Annotated in this window: 20 protein-coding genes and 1 tRNA gene; 11 read left to right on the top strand and 10 right to left on the bottom strand. The window is 72.3% G+C overall.

Annotated features, from left to right (window positions below; translation table 11 throughout):
- Nucleotides 1–4: 4 nt before the first annotated feature.
- From DCE93_RS04715 to DCE93_RS04675, 9 genes are all read left to right on the top strand, one after another.
- Nucleotides 5–1186, top strand: a complete 1182-nt coding sequence (locus DCE93_RS04715; RefSeq protein ID WP_108594865.1) for an ROK family transcriptional regulator — start codon at nt 5–7, stop codon at nt 1184–1186.
- 64 nt (nt 1187–1250) lie between these two features.
- A tRNA-Arg gene (locus DCE93_RS04710) sits at nt 1251–1323 on the top strand.
- A gap of 158 nt (nt 1324–1481) precedes the next feature.
- Nucleotides 1482–2015: a sigma-70 family RNA polymerase sigma factor gene (locus tag DCE93_RS04705; RefSeq protein ID WP_108594864.1), complete on the top strand. Its 534-nt coding sequence runs from the start codon at nt 1482–1484 to the stop codon at nt 2013–2015.
- The gene (locus tag DCE93_RS04700; RefSeq protein ID WP_108594863.1) at nt 2002–2823 is read left to right on the top strand and encodes a hypothetical protein; all 822 of its coding nucleotides are present in this window, start codon (nt 2002–2004) and stop codon (nt 2821–2823) included. Before DCE93_RS04705 ends, DCE93_RS04700 begins: the two co-directional genes overlap by 14 nt.
- Before the next feature lie 95 nt (nt 2824–2918).
- The gene (locus DCE93_RS04695) at nt 2919–4961 is read left to right on the top strand and encodes a TPM domain-containing protein (protein WP_108594862.1); all 2043 of its coding nucleotides are present in this window, start codon (nt 2919–2921) and stop codon (nt 4959–4961) included.
- A gap of 86 nt (nt 4962–5047) precedes the next feature.
- Complete coding sequence (locus DCE93_RS04690) at nt 5048–5785, top strand: PspA/IM30 family protein (protein WP_108594861.1); 738 nt, start codon at nt 5048–5050, stop codon at nt 5783–5785.
- A 138-nt stretch (nt 5786–5923) separates the two neighbouring features.
- Entirely contained in the window at nt 5924–6775 is an 852-nt protein-coding gene (locus DCE93_RS04685) for an arginase family protein (protein WP_108596591.1), read from the top strand.
- A gap of 81 nt (nt 6776–6856) precedes the next feature.
- The gene (locus DCE93_RS04680; protein WP_108594860.1) at nt 6857–8335 is read left to right on the top strand and encodes a dihydrolipoyl dehydrogenase family protein; all 1479 of its coding nucleotides are present in this window, start codon (nt 6857–6859) and stop codon (nt 8333–8335) included.
- Nucleotides 8336–8343: 8 nt separating this feature from the next.
- Nucleotides 8344–8763 (top strand): Fe-S oxidoreductase, encoded by a 420-nt coding sequence (locus DCE93_RS04675; RefSeq protein ID WP_108594859.1) that lies wholly within the window; start codon nt 8344–8346, stop codon nt 8761–8763.
- On the opposite strand, the gene DCE93_RS04670 is transcribed toward DCE93_RS04675, so the two are convergent.
- From DCE93_RS04670 to DCE93_RS04650, 5 genes are all read right to left on the bottom strand, one after another.
- Nucleotides 8726–9646 (bottom strand): siderophore-interacting protein, encoded by a 921-nt coding sequence (locus tag DCE93_RS04670; protein WP_108594858.1) that lies wholly within the window; start codon nt 9644–9646, stop codon nt 8726–8728. The genes DCE93_RS04675 and DCE93_RS04670 overlap by 38 nt on opposite strands.
- A 27-nt stretch (nt 9647–9673) precedes the next feature.
- Nucleotides 9674–11782: an iron ABC transporter permease gene (locus DCE93_RS04665; protein WP_108594857.1), complete on the bottom strand. Its 2109-nt coding sequence runs from the start codon at nt 11780–11782 to the stop codon at nt 9674–9676.
- The gene (locus DCE93_RS04660; protein ID WP_338027610.1) at nt 11754–12716 is read right to left on the bottom strand and encodes an iron-siderophore ABC transporter substrate-binding protein; all 963 of its coding nucleotides are present in this window, start codon (nt 12714–12716) and stop codon (nt 11754–11756) included. The genes DCE93_RS04665 and DCE93_RS04660 overlap by 29 nt, the downstream gene beginning before the upstream one ends.
- 82 nt (nt 12717–12798) lie before the next feature.
- Nucleotides 12799–13683, bottom strand: a complete 885-nt coding sequence (locus DCE93_RS04655) for an ABC transporter ATP-binding protein (protein WP_108594855.1) — start codon at nt 13681–13683, stop codon at nt 12799–12801.
- Nucleotides 13684–13774: 91 nt separating this feature from the next.
- Nucleotides 13775–15199: an amidase gene (locus tag DCE93_RS04650; protein ID WP_108594854.1), complete on the bottom strand. Its 1425-nt coding sequence runs from the start codon at nt 15197–15199 to the stop codon at nt 13775–13777.
- A gap of 49 nt (nt 15200–15248) precedes the next feature.
- Here DCE93_RS04650 and DCE93_RS04645 point away from each other — a divergent pair, with 49 nt between their 5' ends.
- Nucleotides 15249–15971: a hypothetical protein gene (locus tag DCE93_RS04645; RefSeq protein WP_108594853.1), complete on the top strand. Its 723-nt coding sequence runs from the start codon at nt 15249–15251 to the stop codon at nt 15969–15971.
- 49 nt (nt 15972–16020) lie between these two features.
- On the opposite strand, the gene DCE93_RS04640 is transcribed toward DCE93_RS04645, so the two are convergent.
- The 5 genes from DCE93_RS04640 to DCE93_RS04620 all read right to left on the bottom strand — a co-directional run bounded on the left by DCE93_RS04640 (nt 16021) and on the right by DCE93_RS04620 (nt 19560).
- Complete coding sequence (locus tag DCE93_RS04640) at nt 16021–16599, bottom strand: GNAT family N-acetyltransferase (RefSeq protein WP_108594852.1); 579 nt, start codon at nt 16597–16599, stop codon at nt 16021–16023.
- A 67-nt stretch (nt 16600–16666) separates the two neighbouring features.
- Nucleotides 16667–17359 carry a uracil-DNA glycosylase gene (locus tag DCE93_RS04635; RefSeq protein WP_108594851.1) on the bottom strand — a complete coding sequence of 231 codons (693 nt, stop codon included), beginning with the start codon at nt 17357–17359 and terminating at the stop codon, nt 16667–16669.
- A 54-nt stretch (nt 17360–17413) separates the two neighbouring features.
- On the bottom strand, nt 17414–17953 hold the full coding sequence (locus DCE93_RS04630; RefSeq protein ID WP_108596590.1) for a phosphoribosyltransferase: 540 nt from the start codon (nt 17951–17953) through the stop codon (nt 17414–17416).
- A gap of 54 nt (nt 17954–18007) precedes the next feature.
- Nucleotides 18008–18772, bottom strand: coding sequence for a potassium channel family protein (locus DCE93_RS04625; protein WP_108594850.1), 765 nt, complete (start codon nt 18770–18772; stop codon nt 18008–18010).
- Nucleotides 18769–19560: an SDR family NAD(P)-dependent oxidoreductase gene (locus DCE93_RS04620; protein ID WP_108594849.1), complete on the bottom strand. Its 792-nt coding sequence runs from the start codon at nt 19558–19560 to the stop codon at nt 18769–18771. The genes DCE93_RS04625 and DCE93_RS04620 overlap by 4 nt, the downstream gene beginning before the upstream one ends.
- A 48-nt stretch (nt 19561–19608) precedes the next feature.
- Between DCE93_RS04620 and DCE93_RS04615 the strand changes: the two genes are divergently transcribed.
- On the top strand, nt 19609–20709 hold the full coding sequence (locus tag DCE93_RS04615; RefSeq protein ID WP_108594848.1) for an acyltransferase family protein: 1101 nt from the start codon (nt 19609–19611) through the stop codon (nt 20707–20709).
- The last annotated feature ends 116 nt before the right edge of the window (nt 20710–20825 follow it).

Below are 20825 nucleotides of genomic sequence, written 5' to 3'. Positions count from 1 at the left end.
GAACATGCGAACAGCACAGGGCACGCCGTCGTGGCTCGGCGCGGTCAACGACCGCGTCGGGCTCTCGGCGCTGCTCGACCACGGACCGCTGACCCGCAACCGCATCTGCGAGCTCGTCGGCGTCTCCAAGCCCACTGCCTCGATGATGATGAGCCGGCTGATCGCCGCCGGCGTCATCGAGGAGCGCGGCCAGGTCGCCGGCAACCCCGGCCGCAGCGCCACGCTCTACGCCGCGCGCACCGACCGGCCGCTCGGCGTGGCGATCGCGATCGAGGCGGAGGAACTGCGTGCGTCGGTCGTCGACGCGGCCGGCGGCGAGCGGCCGGTCGTGCGCACCACGCTGTCGGCCGACCCCGCGCAGCGCGACGCCGTGCGCGAGGTCCGCGACGCGATCCGCGACGCGAGCGAGGCCGCGGGCACCGATCCGGCGGTCGTGCACTCGGTGTGCATCGGCACGGCCGGGTACGTCGACCCCGGCGAAGCGGGCACGCTCTTCAGCGAGACCCTCCCCGGCTGGCCGGTCACCGGCCTCCGCCGCACCCTCGAGACCGAGCTCGGCGTGGCCGTCTTCGTCGAGAACGACGTGAACCTCGCGGCGATCGCCGAGCGCGAATCCGGTGCCGGCGAAGGGCGTGACGTGTTCGCGCTGCTCTGGCTCGGCAACGGCGTCGGCGCCTCGTTCGACGTCGCCGGCGACCTGCACCGCGGGAGTTTCGGCGGCGCCGGCGAAGTGGGCTTCCTTCCCCTCTCGGCTGCGGCGCAGGCCCTCGACGAGCACGCCGTCACGAGTCAAGACCTGGCGGGCGCTGCTGCGGTGCGCCGGATGGCCGCAGCACACGGACTCGCCTCCGTCGACCACCGCTCGGCACTCGAGGCGATCGCGGCGAGCGAGGCCCGCGACGCGATCATCGAAGAGCTCGGCGAGCGCGTGGCCCACATCTCGCTGCCGTTGCTCGCGACCCTCGATCCCGGCCGCCTCGTGCTCGCCGGGCCCACCGCGATCGTCGGCGGTCAGGCGCTCGCCGCGGCCGTGGAACGCGGCATCCGCCGCCTCAGCCGCTGGTATCCCGAGGTCGTCTCGACCCGGGTCGAGGATGACCCGGTGCTGCACGGCGCGAGGGCGTTCCTGACCGCGAAGGTGCGCGACGACCTGCTCGGCACCGTCGCCCGGCTCAGCCTCTCCTGACGCTGCCGAGCGTCGTCGGCGGGTCGGGAGCAGGTGCGTGAAGTGGTAATGTCTCTAGCTGTGCGCCTCCGTAGCTCAGGGGATAGAGCGCCGGTTTCCGGTACCGTAGGTCGGGGGTTCGAATCCCTCCGGGGGCACGTTGTGGGTGGTGGTGGCGCTTCGCGTCGGTTCAGCACCGGAATCGAGAAGCCTCGGCCGTCGGCCGGGGCTTTTCTCGTCCCCGGCCCCAACGAATCCTCTCGCTCGATCGTCTGAACAGGTGACGGGTCGATCACCGCCGTCGGGAGGAGTTCGCGTGACCGGGTCGTGGGACGCCGTGGCGACAGCGCTCGTCGTCGAGCGCGGCGATGCCCTCAGCCGCTACGCCTATCTCCTGACGGGCAGTGTCGACGATGCGGCCGACCTCGTGCAGGATGCCCTCGTGCGCACCTTCGGTCGCCCGCGCATGGGGCTCACTCTGCCCCGCGCCGAGGCCTACGTGCGCCGTGCGATCCTGAACGCCGTCATCGACCGTTCGCGGCGCAACGGAACCTGGCGTCGGGTGCGGCACCTCGCGCTCGCTCCCAGTTCGGTCGAGTCCCCTGCGGCACGGAGCGACGAGCGGCTCGACCTCGCCGCCCGCGTGCGGCAGTTGGCTCCTCGCCAGGCGGCGTGCATTGTGCTGCGCTACTACGACGACCTGACGGTGGACGCGATCGCCGCGGTGCTCGGCATCAGCTCGGGCGCGGTCAAGCGATACCTCAGTGACGGGCTGAAGGCGCTTTCCTCGGCGATGGATCCGGCGGGCGAGCGCGCCGCGCGAACAGGAGGCACCCATGTCGGCAGGTAAGCGGAACGGCTCGGCACCCGAGCGCAACGGTTCGGGCGACGGCATCGGCGAGAGGCTCGCAGCGTCGGCGGATGCCGCGGCGCCGCGGCCCATCGACGTCGACGCCGTGCTCTCGGCGAGCCGGGCCCGGCGGCGTTCCCGGCGCACGGCGATCGTGGGCGGCGCAGCGGCGGCGGTGATCGTGCTCGGCGCCGGCGGCATCGTCGTCAGTGCGGGCCTCGGCGGGCTCGGACCGGGTGTGTCCACGACGGCGGGCGATGCCTCGCTCAGCGAGTCGCCGGCGGCCGGCACGGTTCCGGAGTCGGCGACCGGCGATGCCCTCGGCCTGAAACTCGCCGCCCCGGAGCGGGTCAACCTGTGCGGCGCTCCCATCGCCGCTGCGACGGACGCCGCGATGGTTCCGCTCACGGTGACGGTGACCACTCCCGCGACCGTCGGGGCCGGGGCATCCGTCGACGCCCTCGTCACGGTCACGAACACGGGAGATGCCCCGGTCGGCGGCGAGCTCAGGCTCGCCCCGGCGCTCACGGTCGCCGAGGCGGGCATCGCCGTATGGCACTCGAGCGGCGATGCCGCCCCCGAGAGCCGAGCCATCGAACTCGCACCCGGTGCGTCGATCGAACTCACCGGCACCTTCGAGACGAGACGATGCTCGGCCGACGACGAGCTCGGCCCCGCGCTGCCGGCCGACCTGCCCGCCCTCTCCCCCGGCGCGTACGAGGTGAGCGCCGTCGTCATGTTCTCGAAGGCGCGGCAGGGGTCGACCGGCCACCTCATCTCGCGACCGGCGCCGATCGTCGTCGGCTGACTCCCCCGAGCCGAGCGGGCGGGCGGCGTGGACGGCGCGCACGGCCTCGCCATAGACTCGGAATCGTCCGTTCGGACGGGGAAAGGCACTGGTGCATGCACGCAGTACGCAAGTGGTCCGCGGCTCTCGCGATCATCGCGGGGGCGGTGATCGGCACCGGCGCAACGACCGTCGCGTGGGCTGAAGACCCGGTCGCCTTCGGCTCGTCGCCCGTGGTCGACCTGGTCGGCGCCCTGGGCGGCGATACCGATGAAGTGGTCGCGGCCCTCGACGCAGCTGCCGACCGCAGCGGTCGCCAGCTGTTCGTCGCGTACGTCGACGAGTTCACGAACCCCTCGTCAGCGGTGGAATGGGCCGACGAGACCGCCGTGTCGAACAACCTCGGCAGTGCGGACTACCTGCTCGCGGTCGCCGTCGACGGCCGCGCCTACTTCCTCTCGGCGGCGAGCGACGCGGCACTCTCCGACGACGAACTCGATCGCATCAGCGTCGACGTCATCGAGCCGAGGCTCCGCGCCGAAGACTGGGCCGGCGCCGCGATCGCCGGCGCCGAGGCGATCGCCGGTGGCGGCGCAGACTCCGGCAGCGGCGACTCGGGCGGCGGCTGGGGATTCGTCTGGTTCATCGTGATCGCCGCCGTCGTCGTCGGCATCATCGCGATCGTGCTCGCCCGGCGCAAGAAGAAGCGCACCGCGGTCGGCGCCGGCCCCCAGGTGCAGCTCCCCTCGATCGACGAGCTGCGCCGCCAGGCCGGCAGCGCCCTGGTGCAGGCCGACGACGCCGTGAAGACGAGCGAGGAGGAGCTCGGCTTCGCCGTGGCCTCCTACGGAGAATCGGCGACCGAATCGTTCAGGGCCGCCCTCGTCGACGCGAAGGCCAAGCTCGCCGAGGCCTTCACCCTGCAGCAGCAGCTCGACGACGCGACGCCCGACACCGACGAGCAGCGGCGCGAGTGGTACGGCGGCATCATCAGGCTGTCGGGTGAGGCCGATGCGCTCCTCGACGAGCAGGCCGAGCAGTTCGACGAGCTGCGAGCGCTCGAACGGGATGCGCCGGCCGAGCTCGCGCGGGTCCAGGCTGCGGCGAGCGCGGCCGAGGCGACGATCGCCCCGGCCGCGCAACGGCTCGCAGCGCTGAGCGCGCAGTATGCGGCATCCGCCATCGCCCCCGTCGCCGACAACACCGCGCAGGCGCAGTCGCGCATCGGCTTCGCGCGGGAGGCCCTCGCCGGTGCGAGCGCCGAGATCGCCGCCGGCGACGCGGCCCAGGCCGCCGTCGGCATCCGTGCCGCCGAGGAGGCGGTCGACCAGGCCGAGCTGCTGACGGCCGCCATCGAGCGACTCGCCGCCGACCTCGAGGCCGCAGACAAGTCGGTGGCGGCCGGCGTCGACGACCTCGACCGGGATGTCGCGACCGCCAGGGGGCTCGCCGACCCCGCAGCCACGACGCTCGCCGACCAGGTCGCGTCGGAGGCCTCCTCGATCCGTGCGGCCATCGGCGCCGCCGGGCGCGACCCCATCGCCCTGCAGGCCAGGCTCGTGCAGGTCGACGAACAGATCGATGCGACCATCCAGAGCGTTCGGGATGCCGCCGAGCAGGCCGCCCGCACGCAGGCGCAGCTCAGCCGCGCGCTCGTCACCGCGAGGTCGCAGGTGCAGGCCACCGAGGACTACCTCGTCGCCCGGCGCGGAGCGATCGGCGCAGAGGCACGCACGCGACTCGCCGAGGCGGGGCGATTGCTCGTCGAGGCCCAGGGCGCCGCCGCGAGCGACCCGCCCAGTGCGCTCGCCTCCGCCCAGCGCGCCGAACGACTTGCGGCCGAGGCCATGGCGCTCGCCCAGCGCGACGTCGGCGGCTTCGACGGCGGAATGGGCGGCATGGGCGGCGGCTTCGGCGGCAACGTCGGCGGTGGTTCGGGCGGCGACCTGTTCGGCGCAGTGCTGGGCGGCATCCTCATCAACTCGGTGCTCGGCGGCGGCGGGCGCTCGTCCGGCGGCTTCGGCGGCGGCTTCGGCGGCGGCTTCGGCGGCGGCCGCTCCTCCGGTGGGTTCGGCGGCGGCCGGTCGAGCGGCCGCTCCGCCGGCAGCTTCGGCGGCTCCGCGACACGCTCCCGGCGCGGAAGCGGAGGCCGATTCTGAGGCTCGCGCTGCGCTCGACGAGCGACGACCGACCTCCCGCCAGCCATCGTCACGACCGACTCCCGACCACCACGAAAGGAACGACCATGTCAAAGCAGTCCATCTTCGGACGCATCTCGCAGCTCCTGCGGGCGAACGTCAACAACCTCATCGACCAGGCGGAAGACCCGCAGCTGATGCTCGACCAGATGGTGCGCGACTACACCAACTCGATCGTCGACGCCGAGGCCGCCATCGCCGAGACCATCGGCAACCTGCGCCTGCTCGAAGACGACCACCGCGAAGACGTCGAGGCCGCCCGCGAGTGGGGCGAGAAGGCCGTCGCGGCGAGCCGCAAGGGCGACGAGCTGCGCACCGCCGGTGACGCGTCGGGCGCCGACAAGTTCGACAACCTCGCCAAGGTCGCCCTGAGCCGCCAGATCTCCTCCGAGAACGAGGCGAAGGCCGCCGAGCCGCAGATCGCCGCACAGACCGAGGTCGTCGACAAGCTGAAGTCGGGCCTCAACGGCATGAAGGAGAAGCTCGTCCAGCTGCAGAACAAGCGCTCCGAGCTCGTCGCGCGGGCGAAGACCGCGGCGGCGCAGAAGCAGGTGCACGACGCCGTCAAGTCGATCGACATCCTCGACCCGACGAGCGACATCGGCCGCTTCGAAGACAAGATCCGCCGAGAGGAGGCCGTCGTGCGCGGCCAGGCCGAGCTCGCCGCATCGAGCCTCGACGCGCAGTTCAACGAGCTCGACGACCTCGGCGAACTCACCGAGGTCGACGCACGGCTCGCCGCGCTCAAGGCGGGCGGTTCCGGCCAGGGCGCCATCTCCGGTTGAGCGACCGTCTCCGGAGCGACGGAGACCACCACGGCCGTGCCGCGCGCTGAGTCGCGCGGCACGGCCGTTTCGCCTGCGGGGCTCGTCTCGAGCGGCTCGACGGAGCGGATCACCGCGCATCGCGCGATACTTGAGAACATGCCAGCAACCTTCGTCGTCGTCCCCCAGTGGCAGGGGTCCGTTTCCGCCCGCGCCATGAGCCACGCCGACGGCGCCGCCGCCATTCTCGGCGACCTGCCGTCCGCGTCGACCGTCGCCGTCGAGGTCCCGGTCGAGGCCGGCGAGTCCCTCGGCACCGGCGTGCTGCGCTACAGCACGCTCGTGCGGGTGCGAGATCTCACGGCCGCGGCACTCGACCGCGTTCCCGACTGGGCGTTGACGGTCGGCGGTGACTGCGGCGCCTCGCTCGCGGCGGTCGGCCATGCCTCGGCGCGGGCCGCCGGCGATCTCGCCGTGCTCTGGCTCGACGCGCATCCCGACCTGAACACCCCCGAGACCTCGCCCTCGGGCGGGTTCGGCGGCATGACCCTGCGCGCGATCGTCGGCGAGGGGGCCGCAGGGCTCGCCCTCGACCCCGAGACGCGCATCGCCCCGGAACGGCTCGTGCTCGGCGGCATCCGTGCCATCGACGACGAGGAGCGGCGCTTCATCGACGAGCACGACGTGACGACGCTCACGGTGGAGGACCTGTCCGACCCTTCGGTCGTGATCGCGGCGCTCGAGGCGACCGGTGCGTCGCAGGTGTTCGTGCACATCGACCTCGACGTGCTCGATCCTGCAGCACTCGCGGGTCTGTCGTATCCGATGCCGTTCGGCATCGGGGCGACCGAGCTCGTCGCGCTCGCGCGCGCCGTCGTCGCCCGCTTCCCGATCGCCGGCGCCGCGATCGCCGGATTCGCCCCGGCCTCGCCCCAGGCCGCCGAAGACGATCTGCCGACGATCCTCCGTCTCGTCGGCGCACTCACCTCGGGCGCTGCGGAACCGGGCTGATTCGGGATGCCCCAGGCGCTCCTTCTGCCTAGGCTGGAGGGCAGGCCGTCGGCACGAGCCGGCACGCCGGAGGGGAGCGAGATGCAACGCGAGGTCGACGTCATCGTCGTCGGAGGCGGGCCGGTCGGCGAGAACGCGGCCGATCGGGCGCGTGCCGCCGGGCTCGAGGTCGTGCTGGTCGAACGGGAGCTCGTGGGCGGCGAGTGCTCGTACTGGGCCTGCATTCCATCGAAGACCCTGCTGCGCAGCGCCGCGGCGCTGCGTGCGGTGCAGCGGGTCGGCGGCGCGCGTGAGGCGGTCACGGGCGGTCTCGACGTGCCGGCAGTGCTCGCCCGGAGGGACTACTGGGTCTCCGACTGGAGCGATCAGGGCGGCGCCGACTGGCTCGAGAGCATCGGCATCGGCCTCGAGCGCGGTCACGGGCGCCTCGACGGCGCGCGCCGCGTCGTCGTCGAGCGCACGGGCGGCGGCGAGATCGTGTACCTCGCCCGCCACGCGGTCGTCGTCGCGACGGGGTCCGATCCGGTCGTTCCGCCGATCGCGGGACTCGCCGAGGCCCGCCCGTGGACGAGCCGCGAGGCCACGAGCGTCACCGAACCCCCCGCGCGGCTCGCGATCATCGGCGGCGGGGTCGTCGCCGTCGAGATGGCGACCGCCTACGCGGGATTCGGCACCGAGGTCATGGTGCTCGCCCGCAGCGGCCTGCTGGGCGGCATGGAGCCGTTCGCCGGAGAGGCCGTCGCGGCGGGGCTGCGCGGGCTCGGGGCATCCGTTCGGCTCGGGGTGCAGCCGACACTCGTCGAACGCCGTGAATCCGGTGAGGTCGTCATCACCCTCGACGACGGCGGGAGCATCACCGCCGACGAGGTGCTCGTCGCCACGGGCCGCAAGCCCCGCACCGAACGCCTCGGACTCGAGACCATCGGCCTCGAACCGGGCGGCTGGGTCGACGTCGACGACACGATGCTCGTGACCGGAGCCGCTGGCAACGACGACCGCCCGTGGCTGTACGCGGTGGGCGACCTCAACCACCGCGCTCTGCTCACGCATCAGGGCAAGTACCAGGCGCGGGCGGCGGGCGACCTCATCGCCGCGCGGGCGCTCGGCCGACCGGAGCAGACGAACCCGTGGGGCGCGCACGTCGCGACCGCCGACCACTCCGCCGTGCCGCAGGTCGTCTTCGCCGAGCCCGAGGCCGTCTCGGTCGGCCTCACCGTCGCGGCGGCGGAGCGCGCGGGGTTGCACGTGCGCGCCGCAGACGTCGCGTTCTCCTCGGTCAGCGGCGCCGGCATCCTCGCCGACGACTACGAGGGCCGGGCGCGCCTCGTCGTCGACGAGGAGCGGGGCACGGTCGTCGGAGCCACCTTCGTCGGGCAGGATGTCGCGGAGCTGCTGCAGTCGGCGACCATCGCGATCGTCGGCGAGGTGCCGATCGACCGGCTCTGGCACGCGGTTCCGGCCTTCCCGACGATGAGCGAGGTGTGGTTGCGGCTGCTCGAAGCGCTCGGCAGGCCTGCTGCGAAGGATGCCTCGGAGCCGGAATCGGAGGAGGCCGCGTGAGCGGGGCCATGCCCGACCGCACCGCCGGCCGCACGCTTCGCATCAGGCTGACGGACTCCCCCGTCAGCCGGCTCGGCTACTGGTGGGCGACGGCCGTCGGCTTCATCTGGGGGTTCATCTGGAGCACCGGTCCGATCGAGCGCCGGCACGGTCTCATCGTCTTCACCGGCATGCCGAAGTGGACCTTCGGCCGTGGCGGCTCGTGCGTCGGCGGCTGCTACCTCACGAACCACAATGCCGGCGACCGGGTGCTCGGGCACGAGGCCGTGCACAGGCAGCAATGGCTGACGTACGGCATGCTCTTCCCGTTGCTGTACTTCATCGCCGGTCGCGACCCGCTGAAGAACCGCTTCGAGATCGAGGCCGGCCTCGAGGCCGGCGGGTACCTTCCTACCCCTCGGCGCGGCCGAGCTTCCAGTACCCCATGAAGGCGACGCGTCGGCGATCGACGCCGAGGCCCTTGACGAGGTGGCGCCGAAGCGTCGTGATCGCCGAGGCCTCGCCGGCGAGCCAGGCGTAGAGGCCGCCGTCGTCGGCCGCCTCCGGCACCTCCCACAAGACGTCGTCGTCGTCGAGCGCCGGGAGTTCGCGCACCGCTGCGGGGGCGGTGGCGGGCACGGTCGCCGCCCCCGGGTCGGCGGCCACCCACGCATCGGCCCATTCGGTGACCGCCTCGACGAGGCGTGCGCCGTAGTCGGTGCTCCGCTCGCCGCGCGGGAGCCAGCGCACCTCGACGCCGGCCGGCGCACGAAGCGGCAGCGCATCCCCGGCCTCGGGCACCTCGAGGAACGCGGCGCCTCGCGCGCCGGCCGGCAGCTGCTCGAGGATCGCGCTGACCGCCGGCACCGCCGTCTCGTCGCCGGCGATGAGCAGCGTGCGTGCGGCGCCCGGGTGCCACTCCCAGCCGCCGGAGTCCTCGTCGCTCGTGGCGTCGGGAGCGATGACGAGCATGCGGTCGCCCACGCGAGCCGCCGAGATCCAGCGCGACGCCGGGCCGCTGTCGCCGTGGGCGACGAAGTCGACGTCGAGCTCGCCCGCGTCGGGGCGGGCATCGCGGATCGTGTACGTGCGGATCGGGTTTCGCCGGTCGTCTGGCAGGGCCCGCCACGCCGAGAACCAGTCGGCATCGCTCGGCACCGCGTCGAATCCGCTCCCCTCGAGCGGCAGCACGACCTTGATGCGCTGGTCGGGGCCGTCCCAGCCGAGCTCCCTGAGGTCGTCGGAGCGGAACGTCACTCGCACGAAGTGCGGCGACATCCGTCGGAGCTCACCGACCTCGGTGTCGAAGACGCGGTATCCGGGCTTGGCCATGCGGGTGTCTCTCCTATCGGAACGGGATCAGGCGGTGCGGCGCGAACGCCACAGCAGCCAGACGAAGTAGGGGGCGCCGACGACCGCCGTGAGGAGGCCGGCGGGCAGCTGCGCCGGAGCGATGATCGTGCGGCCGAGGGTGTCGGCGACGCACACGAGCAGCGCACCGAGCAGTGCGGCCAGCGGCAGCACGAGGGCATGACGCGAGCCGACGAGCGCCCGGGCCGCGTGCGGGGCGACGAGACCGACGAAGCCGATCACGCCGACCGCGGCGACAGCGGTCGCGGTGAGGGCGACGCTCACGGCGAGGAGACCGAGCCGTGCCGAGCCGAGCCGCACGCCGAGCACCCGGGGGGTGTCGTCGTCGAAGGCGAGCAGGTCGAGCTCGCGGCGGGCCGAGGCGAGCAGCGGAACCGAGGCGAGGATCACGATCGCGAGCGGGATGAGCTGCGGGAACGTGCGGCCGTACGTCGACCCGTTCATCCACGTCAGCGCCTTGGCCGCGTTGTAGGGATCGGTCGCGATGATGAGCATCGAGGTGATCGCGGCCGCGGCCGCGGAGACGCCGAGCCCGATCAGGATGAGCCGGGTCGAGGCGAGGCCTCCGCGCAGTGCGAGTCCGAAGACGATGAGCGCGGCCAGTGCGGCACCGAGGAGGCCGCCGGTCGTCACGCCGAGGAATGTCGCGAACGGCCAGAAGGTGATCACGAACACGGCGCCCACGCCCGCTCCCCCGGTGACGCCGAGGATCGCGGGCTCGGCGAGCGGGTTGCGCGAGACGGCCTGCACGACCGTGCCGGCGAGCGCGAGCGCCGCGCCTGCGAGGATCGCCGCCGCCACGCGCGGCGCACGCGTGTTCATCACGAACTCCACGAGCGGGCCGGCCTGACCGGTGACCCAGTTGAGCACGTCGCCGCCGAGCAGCTTCGCGTCGCCGAGCAGCAGCGACACGAAGGCCAGCACGACGAGCAGCACCGCGGATGCCGCGATGACGAGCCCTCGACCGCGCGGGGAGAGCCCGGCGCCGATCACGAAACCGGTGCCGCTCTCGGAGGAAGCGCGTGCCCTGAGGGCGAGGGCGATGAGGAACACCGCGCCGAAGATCGTGGTGACGACGCCCGTCGGCACCTCGACGGCCGTCTGCCCGCCGAAGGCGAGTCGCAGCAGCACGTCGGCGCCGAGCACGACGATGACGCCCATCAGGGCCGCCGCGGGGATCAGTAGCACGTGCTTCTGCATGCCCGGCACGCGCACGGCGATGAGTCGCACGATCGCGGGGGCGGCGAGCCCCACGAAGCCGATGGGGCCGGCCACGGTGACCGCGGCGGCCGAGAGCAGCACCGCGATGAGGATGCCGATGAGCCGAGTGCGCCGCACCTGCACGCCGAGCACGGTGGCGGTGTCGTCGCCGAGCGCGATGAGGTCGAACTGGCGGGCGAAGAGGAAGAGCGCGGCGACCGCGACCAGGACCACGGGGCCCAGCTGCAGCATGGGCGCCATGCCCGTCTGGGCGAGTGAGCCGTTGCCCCACGCGTAGAGGCCTTCGGTGCGCTCGGGGTAGAGCAGGAGCAGCATCGTCGTGAGTGCGCTGAGCGCCAATGCGATGGCCGACCCGGCGAGCACGAGCCGCACGGTGCCGCCGCCGCGCCCGCCGCCGGCGGAGAGCGCGAGCACGAGGCCGGCTGCGGCGAGTCCGCCGATGAAGGCGACGACTCCGCCGCCCGCGACCGGCAGGGCGATGCCGAACGCCGCCACCGCGACGACGGCCAGGTACGAGCCGGCGTTCACCGCGAGGGTGTCGGGCGAGGCGAGCACGTTGCGCGAGACGCTCTGCATCACGAGCCCGGCGACGCCGAGCGCGACGCCGACGAGCACGCCGGCGGCGAGCCGGGGCATCCGCGAGGCGACGAGCACCGCCGCGGTCTGGTCGTCGGAACCGCCGGTGAGGAGGCCGAGCAGTTCGACGATTCCGACGCTCGCAGAACCCTGCGTGACATGCACCGCGGCGAGCAGGGTCGCCACGACGAGGCCGACTGCGAGCAGGAGTACCGCGCCGAGGCGGGGCCGAGCGGCCCCGCCCGGCGCGGGATTCAGCGCTGCGGCCTGATCAGGCGGCGAGAGTTGCGACGACGGCATCGATGTAGTCGTTCATCGACGAAGGGCCGCCGAACATCCAGACGCCGTCGGGCAGACGGTGCACCTTGCCGCTCTGCACGAAGGGCAGCGACTGCCAGACCGCGTTGCCGGCGAGTTCGTTCTGGTAGGGGTCGATGTCGCCGTTGGCGATGTAGAGGAACTCCACGTCGCCGACCGTGGTGAGGCCCTCGACGTCGGTCGAACCGAGCCCGTAGTCGGCGTCGCCCTCACCAGTCCAGACGTTCTCGAGGCCGAGCTCCTCGGTCACCGCGGTGAGCAGTGCGCCCTCGGCGAAGGGGCGGATGGAGACCTGGCCGCCGTTCGGCCAGGCGTCGCTCATCATGAACGGCGCAGCGGCGAGACCGGCCTCTTCGAGCGCGGCGGTGCCCTCGGCGAGCTTCTCGTGGAAGCCCGCGAGCACCTCTTCGCCTTCGGCCTCGTGGCCGGTGACGGTGGCGATGCGCTCGAGGTTCAGCTCCATCTGGCCGATGGGGTTCGAGGCGTCGGCACCGCGCACCACGAGCACGGGGGCGAACTCCTCGATCTGGGCGATGACCGACTCCGAGAGGTCGGTCGTGGTCAGCACGAGGTCGGGGGCGAGCCCGGCGATCGCGTCGACCGAGGGCTCACCGCGGTCGCCGACATCCGTCACGCCCTCGTCGAGCGGCTCGGACTTCACCCAGTCCGTGTAGCCCTCGACGTCGGCGACGCCGGCCGGCATGACGCCCAGTGCGACGAGGTTCTCAGCGGTGTTCCACTCGAGTGCGACGATCTTCTCGGCCGGAGCCGAGAGCTCGATGCTCTCGCCGCGGTCGTCGGTGACGACGATCGCGGCCTCGCCGCTCGCCTCGCCGGCGTTCTCGGTGGTGCCGCAGCCTGCGAGCAGCAGCACGGAGGCCGCAGCAGCGGTCAGGGCGATGGTCGGCCGAATCACGGCAGCTCTTCTCATGATGTCCTTCGATCGGCGCGCAGGCAGGGGTGTCCCACGCGAGGGGGGTGGATGGGTCGTGGCGTCGCTAGGCGACGACGAGACGTTCGGTACGTGCGCGGGTGTTGTAACGCCCGATGGGGCAGGTCGTGATGCAGCCGCGGTCGTCGACCTCGACGTCGACGCGGATGCCGTACGCCGAGCTCAGCACATCGGAGACGAGCACCTCGGCGGGCGTGCCGACGGCGCGGACGCGGCCCGATTCGAGCAGCACCACGCGGTCGGCGACGGCGGCGGCCTGGTCGAGGTCGTGCAGCACGACGCCGATCGTCACGCCGTGTTCGTCGGCGAGCTCGCGGATGAGGTCGAGGAGCTCGACCTGGTAGCGCAGGTCGAGGTAGGTCGTCGGCTCGTCGAGGAGGAGCACGCCGGTGTCCTGCGCGAGGCAGGAGGCGAGCCACACCCGCTGCAGCTGGCCGCCGGAGAGCCGGTCGACGGGCTGATCGGCGAAGGCCGTGACCCCGGTGAGCTCCATGGCCCGGCTGACGATGCCGGCTCCGCCCGCGTCGCCGGCGATCCACCGACCGCGGTGCGGGTGCCGACCGAACTCCACGAGCTCGCGCACGGTGATGCCGCCGGGGGTGGGACGGCTCTGGGCGAGCAGGGTGACCCGGCGGGCGAAGTCGCGGCCGCTCAGGGTGGCGGCGTCGATGCCGTGATCGAGCAGCTCGGCGGGCCCGGCCCCCGGCACTGCCTCTGCCTCTGCCTCGCTGATCGTGTGCCCGTCGTCGGCGGCGAGGAGCACGCGCCCCGCGTCGGGCTGGTGCAGCCGGGCGAGCGCACGCAGGAGCGTCGACTTGCCGCTGCCGTTGGGGCCGACGAGGGCGGTGACCTTGCCCGGTTCGAGGTGGATTTCCGCCCCGTGCACGACGGGGGCGCCGTTGTAGGAGAGGGTGAGGTCGAGACCGAGCATGTTCCCACTATAGGTGAGGCTTACCTAAGTTCGTCAATTCGGGCGGCGTCATCTCCGTCAGAATCGCCGCCGCGGGCGGAGCCCGCAGCGCTCACCAGAGCGCCGGGGTCCGCCTGCTCCGTCGCGCTCGACGCTCGATCTGTGCGGCGAGGGCGAACAGCGTGGCCTCCCCGCCTGGACGCCCGATCAGCTGCACCCCCATCGGCACACCGTCGACGGTCTCGGAGACCGGCACCGTGATCGCCGGCAGGCCGGCCACGTTCACGAACGAGGTGAAGGGCGTGAACTGCACCTGCTGCCCGAAGTTCCGCTCGCCGTCGTCGGGGTCGTACCAGCCGACGGGCCGCGGGGTCAGGGCGAGCGCGGGCGTGAGCACCGCGTCGAACGAGGCGAATCGGCGGATGACCCGCTCCTCGAACCCCGACAGCCAGGCGAGCGCCTCGGCGAGCTGACGCGCCGGCACCGCACGACCGACCAGCAGCAGCCAGCGCGTGAGCGGTTCGAGGAGGGCCTCGGCCTCGCCGTCGACGGGAATCGTCGCGGCCCCCGCCTGCCAGATCGTGCGGAACGCCGCGGCGTAGCCCGGCTCGGGAACCGGAGCCATCGCCTCGATTCCGTGACCGAGCCCGTCGAGCGCCTCGATGCCGACTTCGAGCGCCGCTCGCGCCTCGGCGGCGATCACGATCTCGTATGCGTCATCCCACGGCGAGTCGGTCATCACCCCCACCTGGAACCGGCCCTCTCCGCGAATGGCGGCGCCGAGGAACGGGCCGTCGTCGCCGGGCGCCCGCACCGAGAAGCGATGGGCCGCCGGATAGCCGGTCGGGGCGATCAGCCCGTCGAGGAGGAGCGCCGCATCGGCGACCGTGCGGGCGATCGGCCCGGCGACCCCGAGACCGGCGAGGCTCGTGAGCCCCGAGCCGGCGGGCACTCTGCCGCGCGAGGGCTTCACGCCGACGAGCCCGCACGAGGCGGCGGGGATGCGGATCGACCCGCCGCCGTCGGAACCCGGCGCGAAGGGCAGCATTCCGGATGCCACGGCCGCGGCCGCTCCCCCGCTCGAGCCGCCGGCGCCGAGCGAGAGCTTCCACGGGTTCCGGGTCGGCGGCACGCCGGCCCCCTCGGTATAGGAGGGGAGCCCGAACTCGGGTGTCTGCGACTTGCCGAGGCTCACGGCGCCGGCGGCATCGACGGCCCGCACGAGCTCGTCGGAGTCGTCGGGAACGAAACCGGTGAAGGCCCGCGAACCGAACCCGGCGGGCACGCCGGCTCGCCGGTGCAGGTCTTTGTCGGCGAGCGGCAGCCCCCAGAGCGGCGCCGCCTTCGGCAACTGCGACGTCACCTGCCGCGCTCGTTCGACCGCGGCCTCGGGGGTCACGGTCGCGAAGGCGCCGACCTCGGGGTTCAGCCGTTCGATGCGGGCGAGATAGTGCTCGGTCAGCTCGACCGGCGAGACGTCGCCGCGCTGCAGCAGTTGGTGGAGTTCGAGGGCCGTGTGATCGTGCAGCGCCGTCATGACTTCGAGCCTACGGCCAAGGGCGGCACGACGGCGCTATCGTGGGCCCATGCATGCAGGGAACGAGTCCCCGGCGCCGGCCGGACCCGCCGAGGCCCGAGCCGATGGCCCGGCGTCTCGGCGACGCGACTCTCCCGGCAGGGCTTCAGCGATCGGCGGGTCGATCACGCGGCATCCCCTGCTGTGGGGGTCGGCGTGGGCGGCGCTGCTCGGCGCCGTGATCGTGCTCGCCGCGTTCCTCGACTGGCCCACCTGGGCCTGGGCGCTGCTGCTCGTGCTGCTCGTCGCCCCGAGCCTCGTCGCGACGATCGTGGTGCTGCGGGCGACGCCCCGCGACCATCTCGCGCACCGTGAGTCCGTGTTCGGTCATTTCTTCGCGCGCTACCTCACGCTCGTGCTCGCATTCGTCGCCTGGTCGGGTTCGGTCGTCTTGGGCGCCGCGATCTCGACCTCGATCCAGCTCGCCGCCGACGGCAAGGAGGACGAGCTGACGGGCATCGGGTTCGAAGTGCTCGCCGCCCTCACCCCGGTCGCGGCCGGCGTGCTCTGGGCGGCGCTCATCGTGCGCTGCTCCTGGTTCCTCGCGCGCCTGCGCGGATGGGGCGGTGTTCCGGCGGCGACCGAGGTGCCGGTGTCACTGCTGGAGGGGCGCCCCCGGCTGCGCCGGATCGTGATCGGGCTCGCCCACCCGGGCCTGCTGCTCGCGACCGGGCTCGCCTCCGTGCTGCTCGCGATGCTCGCCGCCGAGGTCGAGTTCGGCCTCGTCGTCTGACGCGAGCCCGAGGCATCCGCTCGCTCGGGCCTGCGACCTCGCCCGCTCGCTACTTCAGCGACTTCTGCAACAGCACCGTGCCGAGCCAGCGCTCGAACTTGAAGCCGACTCGGCCCATGCGCCCGATCTCCTCGAAGCCGAACTTCTCGTGCAGCCCGATCGACGCCTCGGCGCCCTGATCGGCGATGACGGCGATCATCTCTTTGAGGCCCGCCGCCTTCGACCGCTCGATCAATTCGGCGAGCAGCGCCCGGCCGAGCCCCTTGCCGGATGCGGCCGGGCCGAGGTAGATCGAGTTCTCGACCGTGAAGCGGTAGGCGCGCTTCTGCTTCCACGGCGAGACGAGGGCGTAGCCGAGAAGCTGACCGCTGGGCGACTCCGCCACGAGGAAGGGCATGCCGAGCTTGCTCAGGTAGGCGAACTTCGCCTTCCACTCCTTGAGCGTCATGGCGTCTTCGTCGAAGGTGACCGTCGAGTTGGCGACGTAGTAGTTGTAGATCTCGCGCACCGCCGGAAGGTCGGCGGCGCGAGCATCGCGGAGCGTGTACTCGAAGGGTGCCTCGGGGGTCGCCGGCTTTCGAAGGTGCGGCGGCAGCACCCGGCGTTCCTGGTATTCCTCTTCCAGCATGGCGCCCAGAATACCCGCGGCGTGTTGCCGACGGGTTACGCGATCGCGCTCCTGCCGGCCCCGCCGCTCAGCCCGGCAGGCTCCAGTCGACGGGGTCGGCGCCCTGCGCCTCGAGCAGGGCGTTGGCGCGGCTGAACGGCCGCGACCCGAAGAAGCCGCGCGATGCCGAGAGCGGGCTCGGGTGCGGCGATTCGACGAGCGGCGTGTCGCCGAGCAGCGGCTTGAGGTGCTGCGCGTCCCGCCCCCACAGGATCGCGACGAGCGGGGCATCCCGTGCGACGAGCGTGCGGATGGCATGGTCGGTGACCTGCTCCCACCCCTTGCCGCGGTGGGAACCCGGGGCGCCGGGCTGCACGGTCAGCACCCGGTTCAGCAGCATGACGCCGTTCGTGCTCCAGCGCGTGAGATCGCCATGGGTCGGCGGCACGACCCCGAGGTCGTCGGCGAGCTCGCGGTAGATGTTCGCGAGGCTCCGCGGCACCGGGCGCACGTGCGGATCGACGGCGAAGGAGAGGCCGATCGGATGCCCCGGCGTGGGGTACGGGTCCTGGCCGACGATGAGCACCCGCACGTCGCGGAGCGGCGCAGCGAAGGCGCGCAGCACCCGGTCGCCGGCCGGCAGGTACCCGCGTCCGGCCTCCGTCTCGGCGCGCAGGAACTCGCCGAGCACGGCGAGCTGCGGGCCCACGGGGGCGAGGGCGGCGGCCCACTCGTCATCGACGATTCCGGCTGCCGCGAGCTCGTCGAGCGTGGCGGCCATCTCAACCCCCGATCGCGCCACGCGACGAGCACGGCAACAGCGCCGGGCGGGCGCTCACGCCGCTCCGGTCGAGGCGTCGGCCGCCGTTGCCGCCACTGGCGGCAACGCCGACCACGGGAAGACGATCCAGTCGTCGGTACGGCGGTAGTCGAAGTCGGGTGCGAGCACGGTGTGCGACTTCGTGTAGAGCGTCGCGGTGCGCACGTCGGCGCCCTCGTCGGTGAGCAGGCCGAGCACCTTCGCGAGGGTGCGCCCCGAGTCGGAGACGTCGTCGACGAGCAGCACGCGCTTGCCGCCGAGCGCCGGCGCATCGAGCATCGGCGGGTGCAGCACCGGCTCGGGCAGGCGCTCGTCGATGCCCGAGTAGAACTCGACGTTGATCGAGCCGCACGCCTTCGTGCCGAGGGCGTACGAGATCGCCCCCGCGAGCAGCAGGCCGCCGCGGGCGATCGCGATCACGACGTCGGGGCGGAACCCCGAGCGGAGCACATCCTCGGCAAGCGATCGCGCGGCATCGCCGAACTCGTCCCAGGTGAGGATCTCGCGCCGGACGGCGCCCGATCCGAGGCCGGCGTCATTGGCATCGAAGGTCATGCCCTCAGGGTATCCGCCGAGCATCCGGCGCACGCAGCCGGCGTCGGCCTCGAGTCAGGCCGGCGGGTCGGCAGGCGGCGCGGCCGACGGGTCGGCCGGCGACTCGGCCGTCGACACGGTCGTCGGCTCGATCGGCGACACGGCGCGCGTCTCGCCGTGACGCTCGTGCCGCGCCTGCCCGATGCGCTCGTTGATGAGCGAGATGATCGTCGCCGACGCGGTACCGACGATCGCGACCCCACCGATCATGAGCAGCACCGCGTAGAGCCGGCCGGCGATCGTGATGGGGTAGGCATCGCCGTAGCCGACCGTCGCGACGGTGACCACCGCCCACCAGAGCGCCTCGCCGAAACTCGTGATCGTGGCGCCGGGAGCGTTCCGCTCGGCCGACAGCGTGGCGAGCGAGATGAAGTAGATGAAGAACACCGAATAGCAGATCGCGGAGACGACGATGTTCGTGCGCACGGCGGCGCCGCTGCGGCGTTGCAGGTAGGGCACCTCGCGAAGCAGCACGAGCACCCGGAACGCGCGGAACACCGGCAGGACCGCCGAGAGCACGTCGATCGGATGCGTCCACACGAAGTGCCACCTGTCGCCGCGCGGGGTCAGCACGATGCGCGCCGCGAGGTCGACGATGAAGACGATCCACGTGACGATGAGCACGAGGCTCAGCACCCAGCTCACGTCGGCCGGGAGGTCCGGATCGAGCACGAGCGCCGAGTAGGCCACGATGAACGCGGCGCCGAGCGCGAACAGCGGCCCCGCTGTGAATCGCTCCCACGCGAGGCGGCGCGGGGCCGGTGCGAGGGGCCTGATCATGACCGGTCGCCGTCTGCGCGCACGGCGAGCGGCCCCCTCGTGAGCCGATGCGGTGCCGCCTGGGCGACGGGTTTGACGATGATGAGGTCGAGGTCGACGTGCCGCGGCTTCTGCACCGCGTCGGCGATGACGGCCGCGATGTCGTCGGCGACGAGCGGTTCGGGCACGTCGTCGTAGACGGCATCGGCTCGCGCGCGATCGCCGCCGAAGCGCACTAGGGCGAACTCGTCGGTCCTCACCATTCCCGGAGCCACTTCGATGACCCGCAGCGGTTCGCCGTTGAGTTCGAGCCGCAGCACCTCGGTGAGGGCGTGCGCGGCGAACTTCGCGGCGTTGTACCCGCCGCCGCCCACGTAGGCCGTGTGCCCCGCGATCGAGGTGACGTTGACGATGTCGGCGACGCCGCGGTCGACGGCGCCCTTTCGCAGCAACGGCAGCAGGGCGCTCGTCACGCGCTTCAGGGCGAGCACGTTGACCTCGAACATCCACGCCCAGTCGTCGATCTCGGAGGCTTCGACGGAGTCGAGGCCCTTCGCGCCGCCGGCGTTGTTGACGAGCGCGTGCACGGGCCCGGTCGCAGCCAGGTGGTCGCGCAGGCGGTCGACGTCCTCTTGTCTCGTGAGGTCGGCGACGACGACGGATGCCCCGGTCTCGGCGGCGAGCGCCTGCAGACGGTCTTCGCGGCGGGCCACGCCGACGACGTCCCATCCGGCGGCGCGGAAGGCGCGCACCGTCGCCTCACCGATGCCCGAACTCGCACCCGTCACGACCGCCCTCAACTCACCCATGCGCCCATTCTGCCGTGCCGGGCAACCCGTGTGCGGTTGAATGGACTGATGGACACGAGGCCGCAGGCGACTCCGACCAAGCGCAGACGTGTCCCCCTGTGGGACAACGCCCGCTGGATCGCGATCACCCTCGTCGTGATCGGGCACGGCATCCTGCCGCTCATCGGCGAGTCGAACAGCGCCTACAGCGTGTACCTCTTCATCTACTCCTTCCATGTGGCGGTCTTCGTGACCGTGAGCGGCTACTTCGCGAAATCGGGCCCGCCGAACTCGCGGGCGCTGCGGCAGATCCTCACCGACATCGTCTTTCCGTACTTCATCTTCGAGACGATCTGGTCGGTGATCCGGTGGCTCCTCGGCGGCGAGCTCGCACTCGACTTCACGACCGCCTCGTGGACGCTCTGGTTCCTCATCGCCCTCGCGGTGTGGCGCATCGTGCTGCCCTACCTCGTGCTGCTGCGCTATCCGCTGCTCATCTCGATCGCCATCTCGATCGGTGCCGGCTACGCCGAGACGATCGATTCGACCCTGGCGCTCTCGCGCACGCTCGGCATGCTCCCCTTCTTCGTCTTCGGGTGGAAGCTGCGGCAGTGGCAGCTCACCGGCCGTTGGCTCGAGCTCGGCCGGGCCGTCGCCTGGCGCTGGCGGGCGGGCGCGATCCTGCTGTTCGGCACGACGCTCGCCGTCATGCCCGCGGCGATCGAGACCTGGCGCGACCTGAAGCTGCGCCGATTCATGCTCTACGACGAGTCGTACGAGGGCATCGGCTACGACGAACCGTGGTCGGGCGCCATCCGGCTCGGGCTGCTCCTCTTCGCCATGCTGCTCACCGTGGCCTTCCTCGTGCTGATGCCGCGGAGCGCCCAGTGGTTCACGCCGTTCGGCACCGCCACCTTGTACATCTACCTGCTGCACACCTTCGTGCTGTTCCCGTTCCGGGAGACCGGCGTGCTCGCGGGCCAGCAGCCGTTCTGGGTGCTGCCCGCGATGATCGTCTTCTGCGTCGCGATCTCGATCGTGCTCTCGCTGAAACCCGTTCGTCGGGTGTTCCGGCCCCTCGTCGAGCCTCGGGCGCGGTGGTTGTTCCGTCCCGAGCCCTCCACCGCGACCGGCACGATCGTGCTGCCGCCCGAGGGCGAGCGGCGGTAGCGACGCGCGCGACCGGGCGAACGGGCGAGCCGGGCGACCGGATGCCTCGCGCGTGACGCCGTGTTGCGGCATCCGTTGCCCGCCCTACTGCACCCCCCTAACGTGGCTCGAAAGCT

This window comes from Agromyces badenianii (assembly GCF_003070885.1).
Classification (GTDB): Bacteria; Actinomycetota; Actinomycetes; order Actinomycetales; family Microbacteriaceae; genus Agromyces; species Agromyces badenianii.
This window is presented reverse-complemented; position numbering and strand designations above follow the sequence as displayed.